This is a genomic window from Micromonospora sediminicola, assembly GCF_900089585.1.
Lineage (GTDB): Bacteria > Actinomycetota > Actinomycetes > Mycobacteriales > Micromonosporaceae > Micromonospora > Micromonospora sediminicola.
In genome coordinates this window covers 2,794,515-2,812,831 of the sequence record NZ_FLRH01000003.1, presented here as the reverse complement: position 1 = coordinate 2,812,831, position 18,317 = coordinate 2,794,515, and the positions used below count along the sequence as shown (strand labels likewise).

The 18,317-nt window shown below is 70.2% G+C and carries 15 protein-coding genes and 1 pseudogene; 8 read left to right on the top strand and 8 right to left on the bottom strand.

From position 1 onward, the window contains the following. Positions 1-28: 28 nt before the first annotated feature. The 4 genes from GA0070622_RS13610 to GA0070622_RS13595 all read right to left on the bottom strand — a co-directional run bounded on the left by GA0070622_RS13610 (position 29) and on the right by GA0070622_RS13595 (position 3,144). Entirely contained in the window at positions 29-778 is a 750-nt protein-coding gene (locus GA0070622_RS13610) for an ABC transporter permease (RefSeq protein ID WP_091573632.1), read from the bottom strand. After that, positions 775-1,716, bottom strand: coding sequence for an ATP-binding cassette domain-containing protein (locus GA0070622_RS13605; protein ID WP_091573631.1), 942 nt, complete (start codon positions 1,714-1,716; stop codon positions 775-777). Before GA0070622_RS13605 ends, GA0070622_RS13610 begins: the two co-directional genes overlap by 4 nt. Next, positions 1,713-2,147: a hypothetical protein gene (locus GA0070622_RS13600; protein ID WP_091573630.1), complete on the bottom strand. Its 435-nt coding sequence runs from the start codon at positions 2,145-2,147 to the stop codon at positions 1,713-1,715. The genes GA0070622_RS13605 and GA0070622_RS13600 overlap by 4 nt, the downstream gene beginning before the upstream one ends. A 193-nt stretch (positions 2,148-2,340) precedes the next feature. Next, positions 2,341-3,144: a GNAT family N-acetyltransferase gene (locus tag GA0070622_RS13595; protein WP_091573629.1), complete on the bottom strand. Its 804-nt coding sequence runs from the start codon at positions 3,142-3,144 to the stop codon at positions 2,341-2,343. A 190-nt stretch (positions 3,145-3,334) separates the two neighbouring features. On the opposite strand from GA0070622_RS13595, the gene GA0070622_RS13590 reads away from it, so the two are divergent. From GA0070622_RS13590 to GA0070622_RS13550, 8 genes and pseudogenes are all read left to right on the top strand, one after another. Continuing rightward, on the top strand, positions 3,335-4,213 hold the full coding sequence (locus tag GA0070622_RS13590) for a LysR family transcriptional regulator (RefSeq protein ID WP_091573628.1): 879 nt from the start codon (positions 3,335-3,337) through the stop codon (positions 4,211-4,213). 240 nt (positions 4,214-4,453) lie between these two features. Next, a complete protein-coding gene (tnpC, locus tag GA0070622_RS13585) occupies positions 4,454-5,701 on the top strand; it encodes an IS66 family transposase (RefSeq protein ID WP_218060579.1) in 1,248 nt (415 codons plus the stop codon). Positions 5,702-5,811: 110 nt separating this feature from the next. Beyond that, positions 5,812-6,864 carry an anthranilate phosphoribosyltransferase gene (gene trpD / locus GA0070622_RS13580; protein WP_091573627.1) on the top strand — a complete coding sequence of 351 codons (1,053 nt, stop codon included), beginning with the start codon at positions 5,812-5,814 and terminating at the stop codon, positions 6,862-6,864. Between the two features lie 236 nt (positions 6,865-7,100). Continuing rightward, a pseudogene (locus GA0070622_RS13575) lies at positions 7,101-7,882 on the top strand (transposase family protein). Positions 7,883-8,245: 363 nt separating this feature from the next. Continuing rightward, positions 8,246-8,827, top strand: coding sequence for a CbrC family protein (locus tag GA0070622_RS13565; RefSeq protein WP_091573625.1), 582 nt, complete (start codon positions 8,246-8,248; stop codon positions 8,825-8,827). Between the two features lie 254 nt (positions 8,828-9,081). Then, the gene (locus tag GA0070622_RS13560) at positions 9,082-9,633 is read left to right on the top strand and encodes a mycothiol transferase (RefSeq protein ID WP_091573624.1); all 552 of its coding nucleotides are present in this window, start codon (positions 9,082-9,084) and stop codon (positions 9,631-9,633) included. 92 nt (positions 9,634-9,725) lie between these two features. Further along, a complete protein-coding gene (locus GA0070622_RS13555; protein WP_091573623.1) occupies positions 9,726-10,268 on the top strand; it encodes a CGNR zinc finger domain-containing protein in 543 nt (180 codons plus the stop codon). A 14-nt stretch (positions 10,269-10,282) separates the two neighbouring features. Further along, positions 10,283-10,792: an SRPBCC family protein gene (locus GA0070622_RS13550; protein ID WP_141684560.1), complete on the top strand. Its 510-nt coding sequence runs from the start codon at positions 10,283-10,285 to the stop codon at positions 10,790-10,792. 25 nt (positions 10,793-10,817) lie between these two features. On the opposite strand, the gene GA0070622_RS13545 is transcribed toward GA0070622_RS13550, so the two are convergent. Genes GA0070622_RS13545 through GA0070622_RS13535 form a run of 4 tightly spaced genes read right to left on the bottom strand, consistent with a single transcriptional unit; the run spans position 10,818 to position 18,310 of the window. Next, entirely contained in the window at positions 10,818-12,035 is a 1,218-nt protein-coding gene (locus GA0070622_RS13545) for a cytochrome P450 (RefSeq protein ID WP_091573621.1), read from the bottom strand. Further along, positions 12,032-13,984, bottom strand: a complete 1,953-nt coding sequence (locus GA0070622_RS13540) for an amino acid adenylation domain-containing protein (protein ID WP_281187036.1) — start codon at positions 13,982-13,984, stop codon at positions 12,032-12,034. The genes GA0070622_RS13545 and GA0070622_RS13540 overlap by 4 nt, the downstream gene beginning before the upstream one ends. After that, positions 13,981-14,763 (bottom strand): alpha/beta hydrolase family protein, encoded by a 783-nt coding sequence (locus GA0070622_RS33080; RefSeq protein WP_245666234.1) that lies wholly within the window; start codon positions 14,761-14,763, stop codon positions 13,981-13,983. Before GA0070622_RS33080 ends, GA0070622_RS13540 begins: the two co-directional genes overlap by 4 nt. Continuing rightward, complete coding sequence (locus tag GA0070622_RS13535) at positions 14,756-18,310, bottom strand: non-ribosomal peptide synthetase (protein WP_091573619.1); 3,555 nt, start codon at positions 18,308-18,310, stop codon at positions 14,756-14,758. The genes GA0070622_RS33080 and GA0070622_RS13535 overlap by 8 nt, the downstream gene beginning before the upstream one ends. Between the last annotated feature and the right edge of the window lie 7 nt (positions 18,311-18,317).

Here is an 18,317-nt window from a genome sequence, read left to right as displayed (position 1 = left end):
GCGCCGCACACGCCCCACACCGGCCGGGTCACGCCCGCTTCGTGAAGGCGGAACGCGCCCACAGGTAGCCGACGAGGGCGATGGCCACGCACCAGGCGACGGCGACGGCCGCGTCGGTGGTGTCAGGTGCGCTGTCGAGCAGGCCGCGCACGGTCTCGATGATCGGCGTGAACGGCTGGTACTCGGCGAACTGTCGCAGGCCCGGCCCCATCTTCTCGGCCGGGACGATCGCGCTGCTGAAGAACGGCAGCATGACCAGCGGCACGGCGGCCATGCCCGCCGTCTCCGGCGACTTCGCCGACAGTCCCAGCGCGACCGTGAGCCAGCCCGCCGCGAACGCGAGCAGAACGACGACACCACCAGCGGCGAGCCAGTCGACCAGGCCGGCCCTCGGGCTGAACCCCAGCAGAAAGGCCACTCCGACGAGCGCCGCGATGGCGATCAGGTTGGTCAGCACGCTGGTGACGACGTGGCCGACCAGCACCGCGCCGCGGGAGACGTCCATAGCCTTGAACCGGTTGATGATGCCCTTGGTCATGTCGGAGTTCACCGCCGTCGCGGTGGCTCCCAGCCCGTAGCAGACGGCCAGCAGGATCAGGCCCGGCGTCGCGTAGTCGATGTAGTCCACGCCGACGCTAAAGGCGTCGCCGAACATGTAGACGAACATCAGCATGATGATGATCGGCATCAGGACGGCGTTGAACACCGACGTCGGGTTCCGGGTGAGGTGTTTGAGATTGCGGCGCAACATGACCAGCGAGTGGGACTGAGCGCTCATTTCGTGTCGACCTCCGTGGTGTGGCCCGTCAGGGCGAGGAAGACGTCGTCGAGGTCGGGGGTGCGCACGGAGCACTCCTCGGCGCTGAGGGAGTGCTCGTCGAGCCGGTCCAGCAGGGCCCGCAGTGACTGCGTGCCACCGTCGGCGGGCACCCGCAGGGCCAGCGCGTCGTCGTCGCGGGCCGCCTCGGGAAAGACCCCCGCGGCGGCGTCGAGTTCGGCGGCGTTGGCGAACCGCAGCCGTACGTGTGTCCCAGGGATGAGGCGCTTGAGCTCGTCCGGGGTGCCCTGGGCGACCAGGCGGCCCCGCTCGAGCACCGCCAGGCGGTCGGCGAGCTGGTCGGCCTCCTCCAGGTACTGGGTGGTGAGGAAGATGGTCGCGCCGTCGGCGACCAGTTCCCGCACGATCGACCACAAGGTGCGGCGACTGCGCGGGTCCAGGCCCGTCGTCGGCTCATCCAGGAAGATGATCCGTGGACCGCCGACCAGCGTCATCGCCAGGTCGAGCTTGCGGCGCATGCCACCGGAGTAGGTGGAGGTCGGCTTGTCCGCCGATGCGGCCAGCTCGAACCGGTCCAGCAGGTCCGCGACGATCCGCGCTCCGTCGCCGGCGACCCTTCGGTTGAGGTCCACCATCAGCTGGAGGTTCTCCCGGCCGGTCAGCAACTCATCAACGGCCGCGAACTGGCCGGTGACGCCGATGGCCGCGCGGACCGCCCTGGCATCGGTGGCAAGGTCGTGGCCGGCGACCCGGACCGTGCCGCCGTCGGCCTGTACCAGGGTGGTCAGCACGTTCACCGTCGTCGTCTTGCCCGCGCCGTTGGGGCCGAGCAGACAGAACACCGTGCCGGCGTGGACGTCGAAGTCGACGCCGTCGAGGACGGTCTTGTCCTTGTACTCCTTGCGCAGGCCCGAGACCGAGATCGCCGGGGTGGTCACGTGGTCACCTCCGGGGTCGCCGCAGCGACGTCGAGCGCCGCGATGATCTTGTTGGTCATGTCGGCGACGGTGGGAGCGGGTGCGCCCTGCCGGGTACGCACGGCCGCATCGAGGGCGACGACGACGGTGCGGCGGAAGTTGTCCACCTCGGACGGAGCATGCTCGGCGAGCAGGCGCATCGCCTCGGTCAGGGCGGGCAACACGCGATCGGCGATCTGGGCCACCGAGCCGCCACTCAGGTCCATGCCCGTGGATTTTTCCGCGAGCACATGCCCGACCAGGCCGGTTGCTGAGGCGAGGGCGATGGACCCATCGGTGGCGATCCTGTGGGGTGAGCCGCCGGCGGCTCCGGCGGCCGACAGCAGCGTGACCGCGCCGTATGCGGCCGTGCGAACCGTGAGCTTGTCCTGGGTGGAAAGGTTGACGGACACGGTGGTGAGCTCCTTGATGTTGACGTGGGCAGGTGGTGACCGCCGGGTGGCGGCCCGGGATCACCAGGCGGGTCTCGGCTCCCGACCGGGGCAACCCACGACCGGAGGCGGACAGGATTTTTCACGACAAACCTCTCTTCATCGGGCACGGATCGGCCCGGACGTACCGGTGGATCGGAGTCAGGGCCGCCGGTTACGGCAGGGTGAGTTCGTAACGGATACGCCGCCCGAGAGGGCGGAAGCCCAGGTGTCGACGCAGGGCGACCAGGTCGGAGTCCCCGTCGGCGGTGCGGGTCTCGATCTCCTCGACGTGTGGATGGACCTCGCGCAGTCGGATGAGCAGAGCGGCGTTGACCCACAGCCCCAGGCGTCGTCCGCGATGACCGACGAGCACGGCAGGGCCGTACTGGCGGGCGCGCCGCTGCGGCAGTGCACCTGTCGTCGCCAGGACATAGGCGACCACCCCGCCGTCCGCCTCGGCGGCGCTCACCACCGCGGCGCCGGGACGGCTCGGATGCCGGAGCAGTTGCTCGACGCTGGTCGCGCCGCACGGATCCCCGGTCCAGTGACGCAGTCGGTATCCGGGGTGCTCGACATCGACCAACTCACCCAGCCATGCATGGTGGACATCGCAGTAGGTGAGCAGTTCATGGCTCCCGGATCCGATGCGCCGGAATCCGTGCCGCTCACAGAATGACCGCGCGGCGGAACCCGGGCTGGTCTCCACGATCAACCGCCGGCCCACCGCGTGTGCGCCGACGGCGGCCAGCAGCCGCGATCCGATCCCTCGACGACGCCACTGCGGCTGCACGTACAGATTCAGCTCGAGGGTGTCCGACTCCAGGGCGGTCGGTGCCTCCGGCAGCTCGTACCCGAACGGCATGACCGGACGCAGGCCGGCGACCCCGGCCACCGCACCGGGCGAGGTCACAGCGTGCCAGCGTGGGGTGCCGAGATGATCCGGCACCGCCACTATGTCGATCACGCTTTCGCTCATGCGTCCACCATCGCCCGGCCGCCCTGGCCGATCAACGCAGAAGATCGCATCGCCGCATTAGCCAGCGGTGATCGATCGCCGACGGGCCCCGCGACGGCCGGTGGTCCGCGCCACGCTCGCGCCGCCCGTTCTCGTCGCGGCCGTAGACTGCCCAGTCCCAGGCCACGACGATCGGAGACAGGGCCGTCCGATGGAGCTGCGCGATATCGAGATCTTCCTGACACTGACCGAAGAGCTTCACTTCGGTCGCACGGCCGAGCGTCTGCACGTGTCCCAGTCGCGGGTCAGTCAGTCGATCAAACAGCAGGAACGCCGGATCGGCGGGGGCCTCTTCGAGCGTACGAGCCGTGCTGTTCGGCTCACCCCTCTGGGCGAGCGGCTGCGCGACCGTCTCCGCGCCGGCTACAGCGAGATCATCTCCGGCATCGAGGAGGCCACCGCCACCGCCCGCGGCCAGGCCGGCACGCTGACCATCGGCACGATGGCCACCCACTACCAGTCGGTCGAAGCCATCCTCGACCTGTTCCGGCAGCGGCACCCGCAGTGCGAGCTGCGCCTGCGCGAGATCCTGCCGACCGACCCGCTCGGGCCGCTGCGGGCCGGTTCGGTCGACATCGGGATTCTCTGGCTGCCCATCCGTGAGCCCGACCTCACGGTCGGGCCGGTCCTACACCGGGAGGAGTTGGTGCTCGCGGTGGCCGCCGGTCATCCGTTGGCTGGCCGGGGCAGCGTCGAGCTGGAGGATCTCGGCGATCATCCGGTGGTCTACCCCGAGGGACCCATTCCGGACTACGTGTGGGAGGCGCACACCCCGTCCACCACCCCGGCGGGACGACCCATCCGGCGCGGACTGGGCATCGTCACCCTCGAGGAGGCCTTCCGGGCGATCGCCCGTGGTGACGTCGTGTCTCCGATCGGGTCGGACGTGGCATCCACCCGACAGCGAGGCGACATCACCTTCCTGCCCATCACCGACGGACCGGTGTTGCACTACGCGCCGGTGTGGCGCAATGGCGGAGAGAATGCGCTGGTACGCGCTCTCCTTCAAGTCGTCACAAAGGCGCAATAAACGACGTAGTCGGGCCTTGCGCCGCCCATCCCAACGGCAGACCGTGACTGCGGCTCAACAAGCTTCTGACTGCCGCGCGCCACAGATTGGCCGCGCCGACCGTGGCTTCGACCCGGCTGACCGAGATTCGGACGGTACACGCGCGTAAGCCCAGCCTGCTCGAACGCCTCGACCTGGCCGGTCTCGATGTCTGAGACGGTTCGGTCCACCGCTGCGCAGGCCCACGCCAACCTGCACGCCGTGCTGCACCTTGTGGCGGCCGGTCGGCTGCGGTGCAGCGAGACGACCCGCCGCCCCGCCGCCGCAACCGTCGCCGCAGTCGCCGAGGTGCTCGACGGCGGCGACTTCTATCCCGGCGAACCGATCGCGGCGTTCGCCTGGCCGCTGCTGCAGGCCGGCGGGCTGGCCGAACTCGCCGGCGGTCGGCTCCAGCTCAGCGACCGCGGACGCGCCGCCCTGGCCAAGCCGGAGCATCAACTGCTCACCCTCGCGTGCGTGTGTGGGCATCACACCACCGCAACTGCGCCGCCGCAAGCGTCCGCGCCGGTAGCCTACGGGCCACGCCTTGCGGGGATCGGGGTGTACCTGCTGCACGGGCAGTTCCTGTCCGTGTCCCGCACCGCGGCGGCGATCAAGGACCTGTTCGGGGTCCCCGTGGCGGCGGGCACGGTAGCCGGGTGGGTGAAACGCACCGCCCTCGGTGTCATCGACCAGGTGTTGCCGGTGATCGCCGGGCGCATCGCCGCCGCGCCGGTAGCCCATTTCGACGAGACCGGGATGCGCACCGCGGGTCGCCTCGCGTGGCTGCACTCCGCGTCCACACCCACGGACGTGCTCCTCGCGGTGCACCCGAAACGCGGCACCACGGCGATGGACGCGATCGGGATCCTCCCGCATTTCCGCGGCGTGGCCGTGCATGACGCGTGGGCGCCGTACGACACCTACACCACCGCGATCCACGCTCTGTGCAACGCCCACGTGCTACGGGAACTGGTCTACGTCACCGACACCGCCACCGGCCAGGTCGCCGACCTGGCCGCCCAAGCCATCCGCGCCCTGCAGCAACTGAACCGGCTCGTCACCGCCGCGCACACCGCCGGTGAAACACCCGACCAGGCCGCTCTGGCCGACCAGCAGCACCTACTGCGCTCGGCCGTCGTGCTCGGCGCCCACGCCACCGCCGAGCGCGGCAGCAAACTGCAACGCAAACACCACGCCCTGTTCGTCCGGCTCCGCGACCGCCGCGACGACTACCTACGCTTCCTCACCGATCCTCACGTACCGTTCGACAACAACGCCGCGGAGCAGACCATCCGCATGCCGAAACTGAGGATCAAAGTCTCCGGCAGCATGCGCACCCTCACCGGAGCCGAACACTTCGCCGCGATCCGCAGCTACACCGCCACCGCCACCCGGCAAGGCGTCGGCATGCTCGACGCGCTCATCACCGCCGCTGCCGGCAGCCCCTGGACCCCCACCACCGCCTGATCAGGGCACCCACGCACCCGAGATTAGGCACCTATCCAGTTACCGCTGATCAAGAACCTCGAGCATCACTGGAACGCGAAGAACCGCAACGTCAAGTAGACAGGAAACTCGTGACCGAGTCGTGGCCGGCCCTGCTGAGAGCACTGGTCGCCGGTAAGCACCTGACCGGGGGTGCCGCTGGCTGGGCGATGGAACAGATCGTCCGGGGCGACGCCTCGCCCGTCCAGGTGGCCGCTTTCCTCACCGCACTGGGCGCCAAGGGCGCGACGGCGGACGAGCTGGACGGCTGCGTCGACGCGCTGCTGCGAGCGGCCACGCCGGTGTCGATCGCGGGGCCGGCGGTCGACCTGGTCGGCACCGGCGGGGACGGAAAGAATGCCGTCAATGTGTCGACGATGGCCTCCATCGTGGTCGCCGCCACCGGCGCCACCGTGGTCAAGCACGGCGGCCGTTCGGCCTCCGCGACGTCCGCGGGCTCCGCCGACGTAGTGGAGGCGCTCGGCATCCCGCTCGACCTCGATCCCGACGCGCACGTCGGGGTGGCCGCCGAGGCGGGGATCACCTTCCTGTTCGCGCCGCAGGTGCACCCGGGCATGCGGCACGCCGGCCCGATCCGCCGAGAGCTGGGCATTCCCACCGTGTTCAATGCGCTCGGCCCGCTGATCAACCCGGCCTCCCCGGCACACCGCCTGATCGGCGTGGCCGATGCGCGCCTGCTCCCGATCATCACCGAGGTGCTGCGCCGCCGCGGCGTGACGGCCCTGGTGGCTCGCGGCGACGACGGGCTCGACAAGCTCAGCACGGCGACCACGTCGCAGGTGTGGATCATCCGGGACGGCCAGGCCCGGCACGAGGTCGTGGATCCTCGGACGCTGGGCATTCCGCGACCCGCCGAAGGCGCGCTGCGCGGCGGGGACGCGGCGGCCAACGCCCGGGTCGTCCATGACCTGTTGGCCGGGCGGCCCGGGCCGGTCCGGGACGTGGTCCTACTGAACGCGGCTGCGGCCCTGGCCGCCGTGACGGCCACCCCCGGGCCGTTCGCGGAGCAGCTGCGCCCGGCCTGGGCGCGGTGCGCGGAGGTGATCGACAGCGGTGCCGCGGCCGGGACGCTGGCCCGATGGGTCGAGGTGTCGGCAGGGCATCGGCATGTGGCCTCCCGGTAACCGAAGGGTCGATCTCTCGCCTTCTCCGGCGACCTAACCACCCGACGCATCCACGACCTACCCGCCGCCGCCCTCGACATCGCCCGCGATGACGGCTTCCGGGTTCACCCAGTGAGCCATTTTCATCGTGACGGTGCAGGTCACGGGCGGTGCGGGAGGCCGGTGTCCAGGTAGGACGAGGCTCCCGGTAGGACAGCAATCGACCAAGATCAGATGCCCCAACCGGGAGCCTCGCTGTGCTGTCTTACCCTGCCGCGATTCCGTTGTCCACCCGCAGCCTGAACCACCTCGCCGCCCTCATCCGAACCCGCCGCCAGCAGCGACGCTCCCGGTGGCGACGCCTCGACCCCGGCCGGCAAGCCCTGCTCGCCCTGGCCCACCTGCGCAACGGCGACACCCTGACCCGCCTGGCCGCCGGATTCGAGATCGGCGTCACGACGACCTGGCGTTATGTCCGCGAGGCCATCGACCTACTCGCCGCGACCGCCGACGACTTAACCACGGCCAGGACCAGGATCCAGCTGCTCGCCTACGCAATCCTCGACGGCACCCTGATCTCGATCGACCGGGTCGCCAACCAGAAGCCGTACTACTCCGGAAAGCACAAGCGTCACGGAGTGAACGTGCAGGTCATCGCCGACGCGGCCGGGCGTCTCGTCTGGGCCTCGGCCGCGCTGCCCGGCTCGACGCACGACCTGACCGCCGCCCGCACCCACGGCATCATCGACGCCCTGACCAGCGCCGGCGTGATGACCTTCGCGGACAAGGGCTATCAAGGCGCCCGCGGCAGCGTGCGCACTCCGTTCAAGCGGCGCCGCTTCCGGCCGAAGCTGTCACGCCGGCAGAAGGCCGTCAACCGGCCCACGCGAAGATCCGTGCCCGAGGCGAACGCGCGATCGCCACCCTCAAGACCTGGAAGATCCTGGTCAAGCTGCGCTGCTGCCCACGCCGAGCGACCGCGATCGTGCAGGCCATCCTCGTCCTGCACCACGTCGAAGCCGACCGCTACGCAGGATGAAAATGGCTCAGTAAGACCCACGTCCGTGGTCGGTCCGACCGGCGATACCTCGCCGGAGTCGCCTTACCGGCGCCGAACGCGGACCTGCACCGCGACCCCCGATACGATCATGATCGACCGTCGCACGGGTGGTTCGTCAGCCGGTGACAGCGGCGGGCGGAGCCTCGGGTCGGGAAACCGATGCTCTGTCCCCCTGAGCTCCACGAACTCAAGCGCCGCTGGGGCATGTCGCTGAAGGCCCTCGTCTACCGCGGCCACGAAATGGGCATCTATCGTGACCACACCTACCGACGGGCCATGAGCATGCTCGCCGAATGGGGCTACCCTGAACCCAGAGACCTCGGGCCCCGCGAAGCTCCGTAGATCATCGGTAGCGCAGCCGAGCTGCTCGCCTCCCAGGACACCGACCTCTACCGGGGACCGATCTACGGCGGGCAGCCCGAGAGTCCTTGCCTGCACTGTATCTACTCCGAGGAGGCCTCCAGGGCACTTGGCGTCGTCGCCGCCGCCACGGATGGCAGCGACATCCTGGACATGCCTGCCGAATTCAGCGACGCAGTCGACGTGCCTGACGACGTGCCGCACCACGTCATCGAAGAAATTACCCGTCGGACCCCTGGCTTCACCGGTTGGCAGCAACGATCTTGGCTCTACCACTGCGGCGACCTACACGCCATCGCGAGTTCCACCCCGCGTCGGGTGAGCCGCGCAGAGATTACGGCTCTGCTGACCGCGCTCGGCGACATCACCACCGCGCTCTGCGACGCCGACCCTGTGGAAAAGGCCGAGGTCTACCGGCAACTCGGCCTCCGACTGAACTACCACCCGGAGACGGAAACGGTGCGCGCTGAAGTCGATCTCAGCACGCACCGTGGGAGAACCTTGGTGTCCGAGGGGCGATACGAACCGATGCCCCACCGCCGCTGCCGATCAGCAAGACGTTGAAGCTCACGCACGTGTAGTCCTCCTGGTGGCCCGCGAGGCGCAAGTCGATGTGACGTGTTGTCGCGGCGACCAATCGGGTGGCGCGGTGACGACCAGTGCGCGCAGCGCGTCATGAGGCATCGCGGGGGAAGACAGGTCCGGGCGCCGAAGGGCCAATAACCTGTCGCGTCAGCGACTCGGACGCGACGGTGAGCGCGTTGTCCCTCTTAGCGGTGACGCCACAGCGACGGGCGCGGCCGGTATGCTCATCGTTTATGGCCTATATCGATGGACCTCCTCTCGACGGCAACGAGACCGATACACTGCTCGGTGCCCTCGAGAGGTCGCGCGCGACGTTGGCGTGGAAGTGCGGAGGGCTCGACGAAGCGGGCATGAGGGCGACCGTAGGTACCTCATCAATGACCCTTGGTGGCTTGCTCAAGCACCTCGCCGGCGTCGAGGACGAGTACTTCACGCGGCGGCTGCTCGGGCGGGATCTACCGCCCCCTTGGGACACGGTGGACTGGGACGACGATCCCGACTGGGAGTGGAACTCGGCCGCGGCGGACACACCCGAGCAGCTCATGACCCTCTGGCAGGATGCTGCGGCCCGGTCTCGCGCGGCGGTCGTAGAAGCGCTGGCCGAGGGCGGCTTGGACCAACCAGCCCGGTACGTCAAATTGACTGAGGTGCCCACCCTGCGCCGCATCCTCATCGACATGATCGAGGAGTACGCGCGGCATGTCGGTCACGCTGACCTCATACGTGAGTCGGTGGACGGCCTCGTAGGTGAGGACCCCCCGCGTCGAGGCAGCGAGACGGGCTGATCGCGGCAGGCACGAGTCGATGCCACTGCGGGAGGAAGCAGGTGACTTCCCCACATCAGGCAGCGCTGCTAGCCGCAGCGGCACTGGTGAACATGACTGACAGCGAGCACGACCATCTATCCGACGAGGCGGCTCTCGAGAACTTGCTTCGCACCATCGACTGGTGGACAGAGGCGGATTGCGGCTTGAGTGATCTATGCGCGCTCCGCAGCCTCCGTCACCGTCTCCGGGCGCTCTGGCCGGGATCTGAGGCTGTCGCCGTGAGCGTAGTCAACCAACTCCTGCACAAGTTCGACGCCCTCCCGCAGATGGTGAGAGATGGCGGTACGGAGAACTACCGCTTGGAGCTTCTGGCGCCGGACGGCTCCGTTGCGGCCCAACTCGCCATCCGGACGTCAATGGCCGTCGCCGACCTGGTGCAGCGTGGGGAGCTTCACCGGCTGCGTCTCTGCGCGCGCCCAGAGTGCCGTGAGGTAATGGTCGACCTCTCGAGAAACGGATCCAAGAAGTTCTGTGCGGGTCGCTGCGGAAACCGCGCTGCCGTCGCCGCGTACCGAGCCCGCAACGCTTCCTCTGGCGCGGTCGGCGACATCTGCCGCTCAGGTCGTCACCCTGCCCGCGACATCGATCCTTGAGCGGAGTGCCCCACATGGATGACAGAGATGGCGGTCAAACCCTCGCCGCCGTGACGATGTCGGTGTCGATCCGGCGTCCACCGGATGTCCTCTGGGACATGGCATCCGACGTTGCGATGTGGCCGCGATTTCTAAGGTCCGTCCGCGGGTCGCGATTAATCTCCAGCAACGAGTATCACCTCACCACGCGGCAGGGAACGGTCGTTCTCAGGACCAGGTTTGACCGTGACAGGTTGCTCCTTGACCACCTCCTCGTCCTGCCAGTCCGGTCGCCGTTCCACTACGCCTGTCGGCTTGTGCCGAACTACCACGGTTCGGAACTCGTGGCGTCGGTGATCATGCGACCGCGCGAGGCTGACTCGCATTTCAGGCGGAGAGTGAGCCTCCTGCAGGAGGCCTTCGATGATCTTAGACATGTCGCGGAAGGACCGCTGGAGGCCTACTCCGGGTACGACGGGACACTGCCGGCGCAGGTCATGCCCCCTCGCAGGGGGGACCAGCCGCCCATCTCCGTCCGTCGATAGGGTCCACACTCCGTTCTGCTTCCACTCAAATCATGACGATCGGCATCGAGGTGGTGCCGAGGATGAAGTTGGACCTCAGCCTGCGGGCCTCCCCTGCCTGCTGCATCCTCGGCAGGTGCGGCAGGATCCGCGCGAACAGCGTTCCCAGCTCGACGTGGGCCAGCGTGGCGCCGATGCAGCGGTGGATGCCCACGCCGTAGGTGAGGTGACGGTTCGGGGTGCGGGTGACGCGAAATACGTTCGGCTCGTCGAACTGGTCCTCGTCGAAGTTTGCGGACACGTTCCACAGCGTCACCGAGTCTCCGGACCGGATGTGACGCCCACCGATCTCGGTGTCGCGGACGGCGACGCGCTGGACGTACGCGTTGGTCGAACTCCACCGCAGCATCTCGCCGATCGCGCAGTCGAGCAGCTCGGGATCGCGTAGCAGGATGCTCGACTGGTCCGGGTGGTCCAGCAGCGCCAGCAGACCGGAGCAGGCCGTGTACGAGCTCGTCTCGTTGCCGCCGACGGCCACGTTCATGCAGTTGTAGAGCACTTCCTCCTCGGGCAGCGGCCGCCCGTTGATGGTCGCGGTGAGCAGCAGGCTCACCAGGTCGTCACCAGGTCGGTGCCGGCGCAGGCGGATCACCTCCTCGAAGAAGTCGAAGATGTCCGCCTGGATGCCGGCCAGTTGCAGCCGCACGTCGGAGGTCTGCTCGACCAGCACGGGATCCCGGAACCCGATCATGCGTCGGGTCATCCCGATCAGCTCGTGTGCCTCGTCCTGGGAGAGGCCGACCATCGCCATCAACGCTCCGGCGGGCAGTTCCGGGGCCACGTCGGTGGCGAAGTCGCCGCCGCCATCGGCCAGCAGTCGGTCGACGGCCGCGTCGACTAGCAGCTCGACCTGTCGCTGGACCAGTCGGATCCGTTCTGGGCTGAACGCGTGGTGCATCACCTTGCGGAGCAGCCGGTGGCGCGGTGGGTCCGACGCGACGAGCATGCGTCCGGCGGCGGTGTCCTCGCGGCTGCGGAACGACCCGCCCAGCATGGCGCCGCCGCTGGAGCTGAACGTCCGGTGGTCCGTGTACGCGGCCACCACGTCCCGGTACCGGGTTAGTGCCCAGAACCGCCCGCCGTCGGGAAACACGTGCGCGTGCACCGGGTCGGTGGCCCGCAGCCACCGGAACATCTCCCGGTGCGCGCCGGCCGCGAAGGCTTCGACGTCGGTCAGGTCGACGATCGGGGCGGGTGCGGTCATCGCCGTGCCTGCCGGTGCTCGTCGATACGCAGGGCGAGCTTTGCCAGCTCGCTGTTGTCGAGCACGTCACGGATGTCCAGCGCGACGTCGAGATCGCGCCTGATCCGCCGTTGGGCCCGGAACGCCAGGAGCGAGTTGCCGCCGAGGTCGAAGAAGTCGTCGGTGGCACCCACAGTCTCCACCCCGAGCAGTTCCTCCCACAGGCCAGCCAGATACACCTGGGTCGGGTCGGCCGGCCGGACCCGGTTCGCCCGGCGCCGCAGATGCTCCTCGGCGACGGCCCGCAGCGTCCGGACGTCTCGCTTGCCGTGCTCGTTGCCGGGGATCTCGGGAACAACGATGATCACCGCCGGCACCATGAAGGTCGGCAGTTGCGCCACCGCGAACGCGCGCAGGCGGTTGAGGGGAACGGCTTCCCGTAGCACCACCAGCGCGACGAGGTGCCGGTCGTGGTCCGCACCGATCGCCAGGACGACCGCCTGTGTGATGGACGGGTGCCGTCCCAACAGCCGTTCCACTTCGCCCGGCTCGACGCGGTACCCGCGGATCTTCACCTGGTCGTCGGCCCGGCCGACGAACTCCAGTAGGCCGTCGGCACGGCGGCGGGCGAGGTCGCCGGTCGCGTACATCGTGGCGCCGGTCGGGCCGAAGGGGTCGGGCAGGAAGCGTTCGGCGGTCAGGACCGGTTGGTCCAGGTAGCCGCGGGCGACACCGGTGCCGCCGATGTGGATCTCACCGACCTGGCCCACGTCCACCGCGTCGAGGTTCGCGTCGAGGACGTACACCGACGCCCCGGCGAGCGGTGCTCCGATCGGTACGGTGTCCGCGTCCTCGGCCAGGTCGTTGACGAGGAACCCAGTGCAGGCGGTGCTCGCCTCGGCCGGGCCGTACAGGTTGCGGAACTCTCCGGTGAATCCGCCGGCGAGCAGCTCACGGCAGGCTGCCGGTTGGAGGACGTCTCCGCCGGTGTGCAGGACACGCAGCGGCGCGAACGCGTCGCGGTCTTCGTGCACGACGTGGTTGACGACCATCGTGGGGGCGAGCATCGCGGTGATCCGCCGGCGCTGGAGGTCGCGCTCCATGTCCTCCCCCATCAGCGTCGACAGCGACGGCATGACGACCACCTCGGCACCGCCCGCGAGGCTGGCCCAGATCTCGAAATGGAACGCGTCGAAGGAGACGCTGGAGACCTGGGCGGTGCGGTCCTGCTCCGTCAGCGGCGGAAGCGCCTCGTTCTCGGCGAAGTACCGCAGGTTACGGTGCTCCAGCACGATCGCCTTCGGCTGGCCGGACGAGCCGGAGGTGAACAGGACGCAGGCGGCGTCGTCGGCCCGGACGTCGAGTGGAGGGGGGCTCACCGTGCCCGACGCGGCCCATCCGGCAGAGTCCAGTTCACCGACCGGCACGCCGGTCTCGGACAGCTGGTGGGCGAGCTCCGGCCCGGTCAGCACCAGGGCGGGTCGGCCCGCGCGGATCATGAGATCACGCCGGGCGTCCGGATAGCGGGTGTCGACCGCGATGTAGGCCGCGCCCGCCTTCAATACGCCGAGGATGCTGGTCAGCGTCGAGACGCCGCGCTCGCGGTAGACGACGACCCGGTCCCCGGGCGACACGCCGCGACCGGTCAGCCACGTCGCCACCGCGTCGGACTCCCGCCAGAGATCCGCGTACGAGAGGAACCGGTCGTCGTCGCGCACCGCCGGTCGGTCCGGTACCCGGTCGACCGTCCGCCGCACCATCGTCAGCAGGGTCTCTCCGGCCGGGCCTCGCGGCCGTGGTGTGTCACTCTGGCGCCCGACCTCCGCCAGGCACCTCTCCCGGGTGCCGGCCGGGCCGGTCGCCGACCATCCCGCCGGAACCGGCCGCGGGGCGGGCCACACTCCCAGTCGTCCCTCACCGTTGCGCACGACGATGTACGCGTCGCCGTCCGGCGTCCGAGCCTGGTTCACGCTCTCCTCCTCACCGACGGGACGCGGCTGTCCAGGAACGCCCGAACGGTCGGAAGCACCTCCGGATGGCGCAGCAGCTCGGGCCGGGGCACGCCGCAGCGGACATGCCTTGTCGTCGCTGCCCCCGGCCATGGGCCGGCGAACCCGTGGTCTCTGGACATCACGTGCAGCACCTCGCCACCCCACGCCGGCCAGCTGGCGTTGTTCGCCGCGACGAGATGGACCAGCCAGTCGAGATAGAAGTCTGCGAGGTCCTCGGCGGTGTCCCGGGCGTACGGATCGTCGTCGCCCTCGCCCACCGCGGACACGCCGAGTTCGACCAGGGTGTGGCGCATCGCGGCGATGACGTCCTCGGGGTGCCCGGCCAGTCTCGCCGGATCGAACACGGAGGCGTCCGAAGCCTGCGGCGGCATTCCTCCGAGCTGTGCCGCCAGCTGGCGCGCCGTGACGTCGAACTGCTCCTCGATCGCCGCCGGGCTCGCCGGTTCCCCGTCGAAGAGGATCAGCGCGGTGGGCTCTGCGGCGGCCGACACGCGGGATGCCACCTCCTGGGCGATGGACGCCGCCATGCAGTAGGCGAGCACCCCGGCGCACGGACCGTCGACCGGGGTCTGCGCGAGGAGCTCCTCGGCGTACCGGGGCGCGGTCGGTTCCCGGACGAACGGCTCGCGGAGCAGGTAGCGCACCGCGAAACCGGCATGCTCGAGACCGAGGTCGGCGACGCGGGCCTCGGTGCGGCGGCCCGGATAGTCGAGCACGAGCAGCAGCAGCTCAGACAACGGAGCCTCCTCGGCGAGGATCGCGGTCGCCCGACTGCTCGACCTCGGCACGCGCGATGCAGGCGACCAGGTGGCGCATCGTCGGGTCGGAGTAGAAGTCCCGCGGCCGGATCCGGATGGCGTGCTGGCGCCGCAGGTGCAGCATCAGCCGGGTCATCAGCAGTGAGTCGCCGCCGGCGGCGAAGAAGTCACTCTCCGGTGAGCTGGGTGGGGCTCCGAGCACCGCGTGCCAGGCCGACTCGGCCAGTTTCCGGTGGCGCTGGTCGGCCGCGCCGTCCGGGGCGGGGCTGGCAGGCGGACCGGACGGACCGTCGACGCCGACGTCCGCCTCCGGGTCGTCGGTGGATCCGAGCAGGGCACCGATCGGCCTGGCGACACGCTCGAGGGCGGCGGCGTCCGTCTTGCCGTTGACCGTCAGCGGCAGCGCCGCCACGATCGCCCACAGGGAGGGCACGCCGGCCGGCGGTAACTGGGCCGCCAACCGGTCCCGCCACTCGGCCACGGTCGCCGGCCCGTCGGGCACCACCGCGGCGAGCACCGTGTTCGAGGGTCCCTGCGGCACAGCTACCACGGCGGCGCCGGCCACCCCGGGACACTCCAGCAGACGCGCGCGGATGTCGCCCAGCTCGATGCGGATTCCGCCGACCTTCACCTGGTGGTCGTTGCGGCCGAGGTACCGCAGGCGGCCGTAGCCGTCCAACCGGACGAGGTCCCCGGTGCGGTAGGCCCGCTCGCCGGTGTCCGGGGCGGGGCGGCCGAATGTCGCCGCGGTCGCCTCCGGGTTGCGGTGGTAGTCGACGGCGAGGCCGGCCCCCGTGGCGACGAGTTCGCCGATCCCCCCGGGAGGCACGACCCGGCCCGACTCGTCGAGCACCAGGACGCCGGTCCCGGGCACGGCGGTGCCGATCGGTGTCTGATGGTCGAGATCGGAGCAGGACTGGACCGGATGCGTGGTCGTGAACGTGGCGTTCTCCGACGGGCCGTAGCCGTTCACGACGCGTACCCCGGGGCTGTGGGTCAGGACCGCCCGCACCGCGTCGGGGTCGACCGCCTCACCGCCGGACATCACGTAGCGCATGCGGCGGAAGCAGTCGGGGCGGTGCCGGGCGACCAATCGGAACAGGCCGGCGGTGATCCAGGCGACCGTGATGTCGCGGGCGTCGAGGTGCTCCGCGACACCTGCGGCCGTCGGGATCTCCTCGGGATGCACCTCCACCGTGGCGCCGACGGCCAGCGGCCCGAACAGCTCGATCGGGCTTAGGTCGAAGGCCAACGGCGAGATGCGCAGCATTCGGTCGCCCTCGACACACACCGCTGCGTCGCCCAGGTCCGGAGAGACCAACCGGACCACCGACCCGTGCCGGACCCGTACGCCCTTCGGGGCGCCGGTGGAGCCCGACGTGAAGGTGAGGTAGATGATCCGCTCCGGGTCCATGGCCGGCTCGGGTAGCGAGCCGGGATCGCCCGCGCCGTCGTCGGCGGGAGCCGGTGGGGCCAGGCGCACCCGCAGGCGCGGTAGATCCGCGGGCGCGACCTGCTGGAGCCGCGCCTCGCTGTGGTGGTCGGTGAGCACGGCGGCGGGCCGGGCGAGTTCGATCACCTCGCGGATCCGCCGCTCGGGGTCGGCGAGGTCGAGGCCGACGTAGGCGGCCCCCAGACGCAGGGCGGCCAGTACGGCCACCGCCTCACGACAGGAGCGCCGGACCGCGACGGCTACCACGTCGTTCGCGCCGACGCCCGCCCGTCGCAGCTCGCGCGCCTGCTCGCCGGCGAGATCCATCAACTCCCGGTAGGTGAGCTCACCCTGCTCGTCGCGGACCGCCACGACTTCCGGCAGCCGGGCGGCGGTGGCGCGCACGAGCTGCCAGACGTCGCTGTCCGGCGGTGTCGGCGGTCCCTGTCGAATCCGGCAAAGCCGCTGCCGCTGTGGCTCCGAGATCGTGCGCACCTCGCCGACCCGGGTGGCCCGGTGCAGCTCCACGAGAGTGTGATCAAGGGCGTCGAGCAGCTCCGCGGCCTCGTACGGGGTCAGCACCGAGGTCGCGTACTCGCAGACCACCGTCGGTTCGTCCGGGCTGCCGCCGACGAACAGCACCGTGTCGAAAGGTGTTCCGCCGCAATGCCCCTCGTACAGGTCGACCCGCACCGGGCCGCTCTCGATCCGGCGCTGGATCAGTTCGTCCTCCGGCGCGACCACCATCTGCACCAGCGGTGCCCGCCGCCGGTCACCGCCACCACCGAGCGCGGTGTGCAGCCGCTCGAACGGTACGTCGGCGGCACGGACCGCGTCGGCGAGGTCGTCGGCGACACCGGCGAGGTAGCCGCTGATCGACGCGTCGTCGTCGATGCGGCACCGAACCGGAACGAGGTTGGTGGCGTAGGCCATCGCCGCGGCCAGGTCGGGGGTCTGCCGGCGTGCGATGGGGACACCGATGAGCAGGTCAGACATGGCGGTGCGGCGAGCCAGGACCAGGGCCCAGGCGGCCAGCAGCACCGCCGTGCGGCTGATCCCCGTGACGCCGGCGAACCGCCGCCACGCCTGCGCGGACGGCCGGGACAGGGACCGGGTGAGCCGATGGCCGTCGGGCTCCTGCCGCTCCGGTCGAGCCAGGTCGGAGGGCATCTCCAACGGGGCGGGTACGCCGCGGAGCTGGGCGACGCGTCGTTCGAGCAGCGCGGTGGACACGTCGTGGGAGGGGCCCGCGGCCCGGAGCAGCTCGGGAGTCACCGGTTCCGGCAGCTGGGCGCCGGCGAGTTCGTCGGCCAACTCCCGGAACAGCCGGTTGACGGACCAACCGTCGAGGAGCGCGTGATGGCACAGGAGCGACAGCAGGAGTCGGCGCGGATCCGCCGCGTCCTCGGTGATCTGGAAGAAGACCGGAACCTGGTGGAACGGCTTCACCAGCTGCCCACTCGCGGCGGCCAGTTGGCGGTTGACCGCGTCGACCATGTCGGTGCCCGGCGGCGTGCGCAGCACCTGGCGAGCGATTCGCGGCCGGGCCACCGCTTCTACCCGCCGCGCGAATCCCGTCTCGTCGATGTCGTGGCGCAGGAACATCGTCCGCAGGGACTCGTGTCGTGCGGTCAGGACGCCGACCGCCGCGGCAACCCGGTCGGGACCGCCGCCGTCGCGGATGTCCGCGGTGAACAGCAGGTGGTACGGCCTGCCGGAGCCGCGGTCGTCCCAGCGCAGCATCCCGGCCTGACCGGGCAGCACCAGCCGCACGGGGGTGGCCGGCGACGCGGGGCGGGGCGACGGCGCGGCCGGGCGGGCGGAGCGCAGTGCGTGGGCCAGCGGCTCGCGGGAGATTAGGTCTGCCAGTTCCAGATGCCAGCCCAGGTGCGCGGCTTCGGCGACCAGTTGGACGGCGTTGAGGGAGGAACCGCCCAGGGACGCGAAGGAGTGACCGGTGGCCAGCTCCCGTAACTGGGACGGGTCGAGTGCGAGGACTGCTGCCGCCGCACCGGTCACCTGGGCCAGGGGCGTTGGAGGTGTGCCCGGCGCGCCGACGGCCGGCACCGCGGCGGGTCGGTGGCTCGGCTCCATGCAGCCG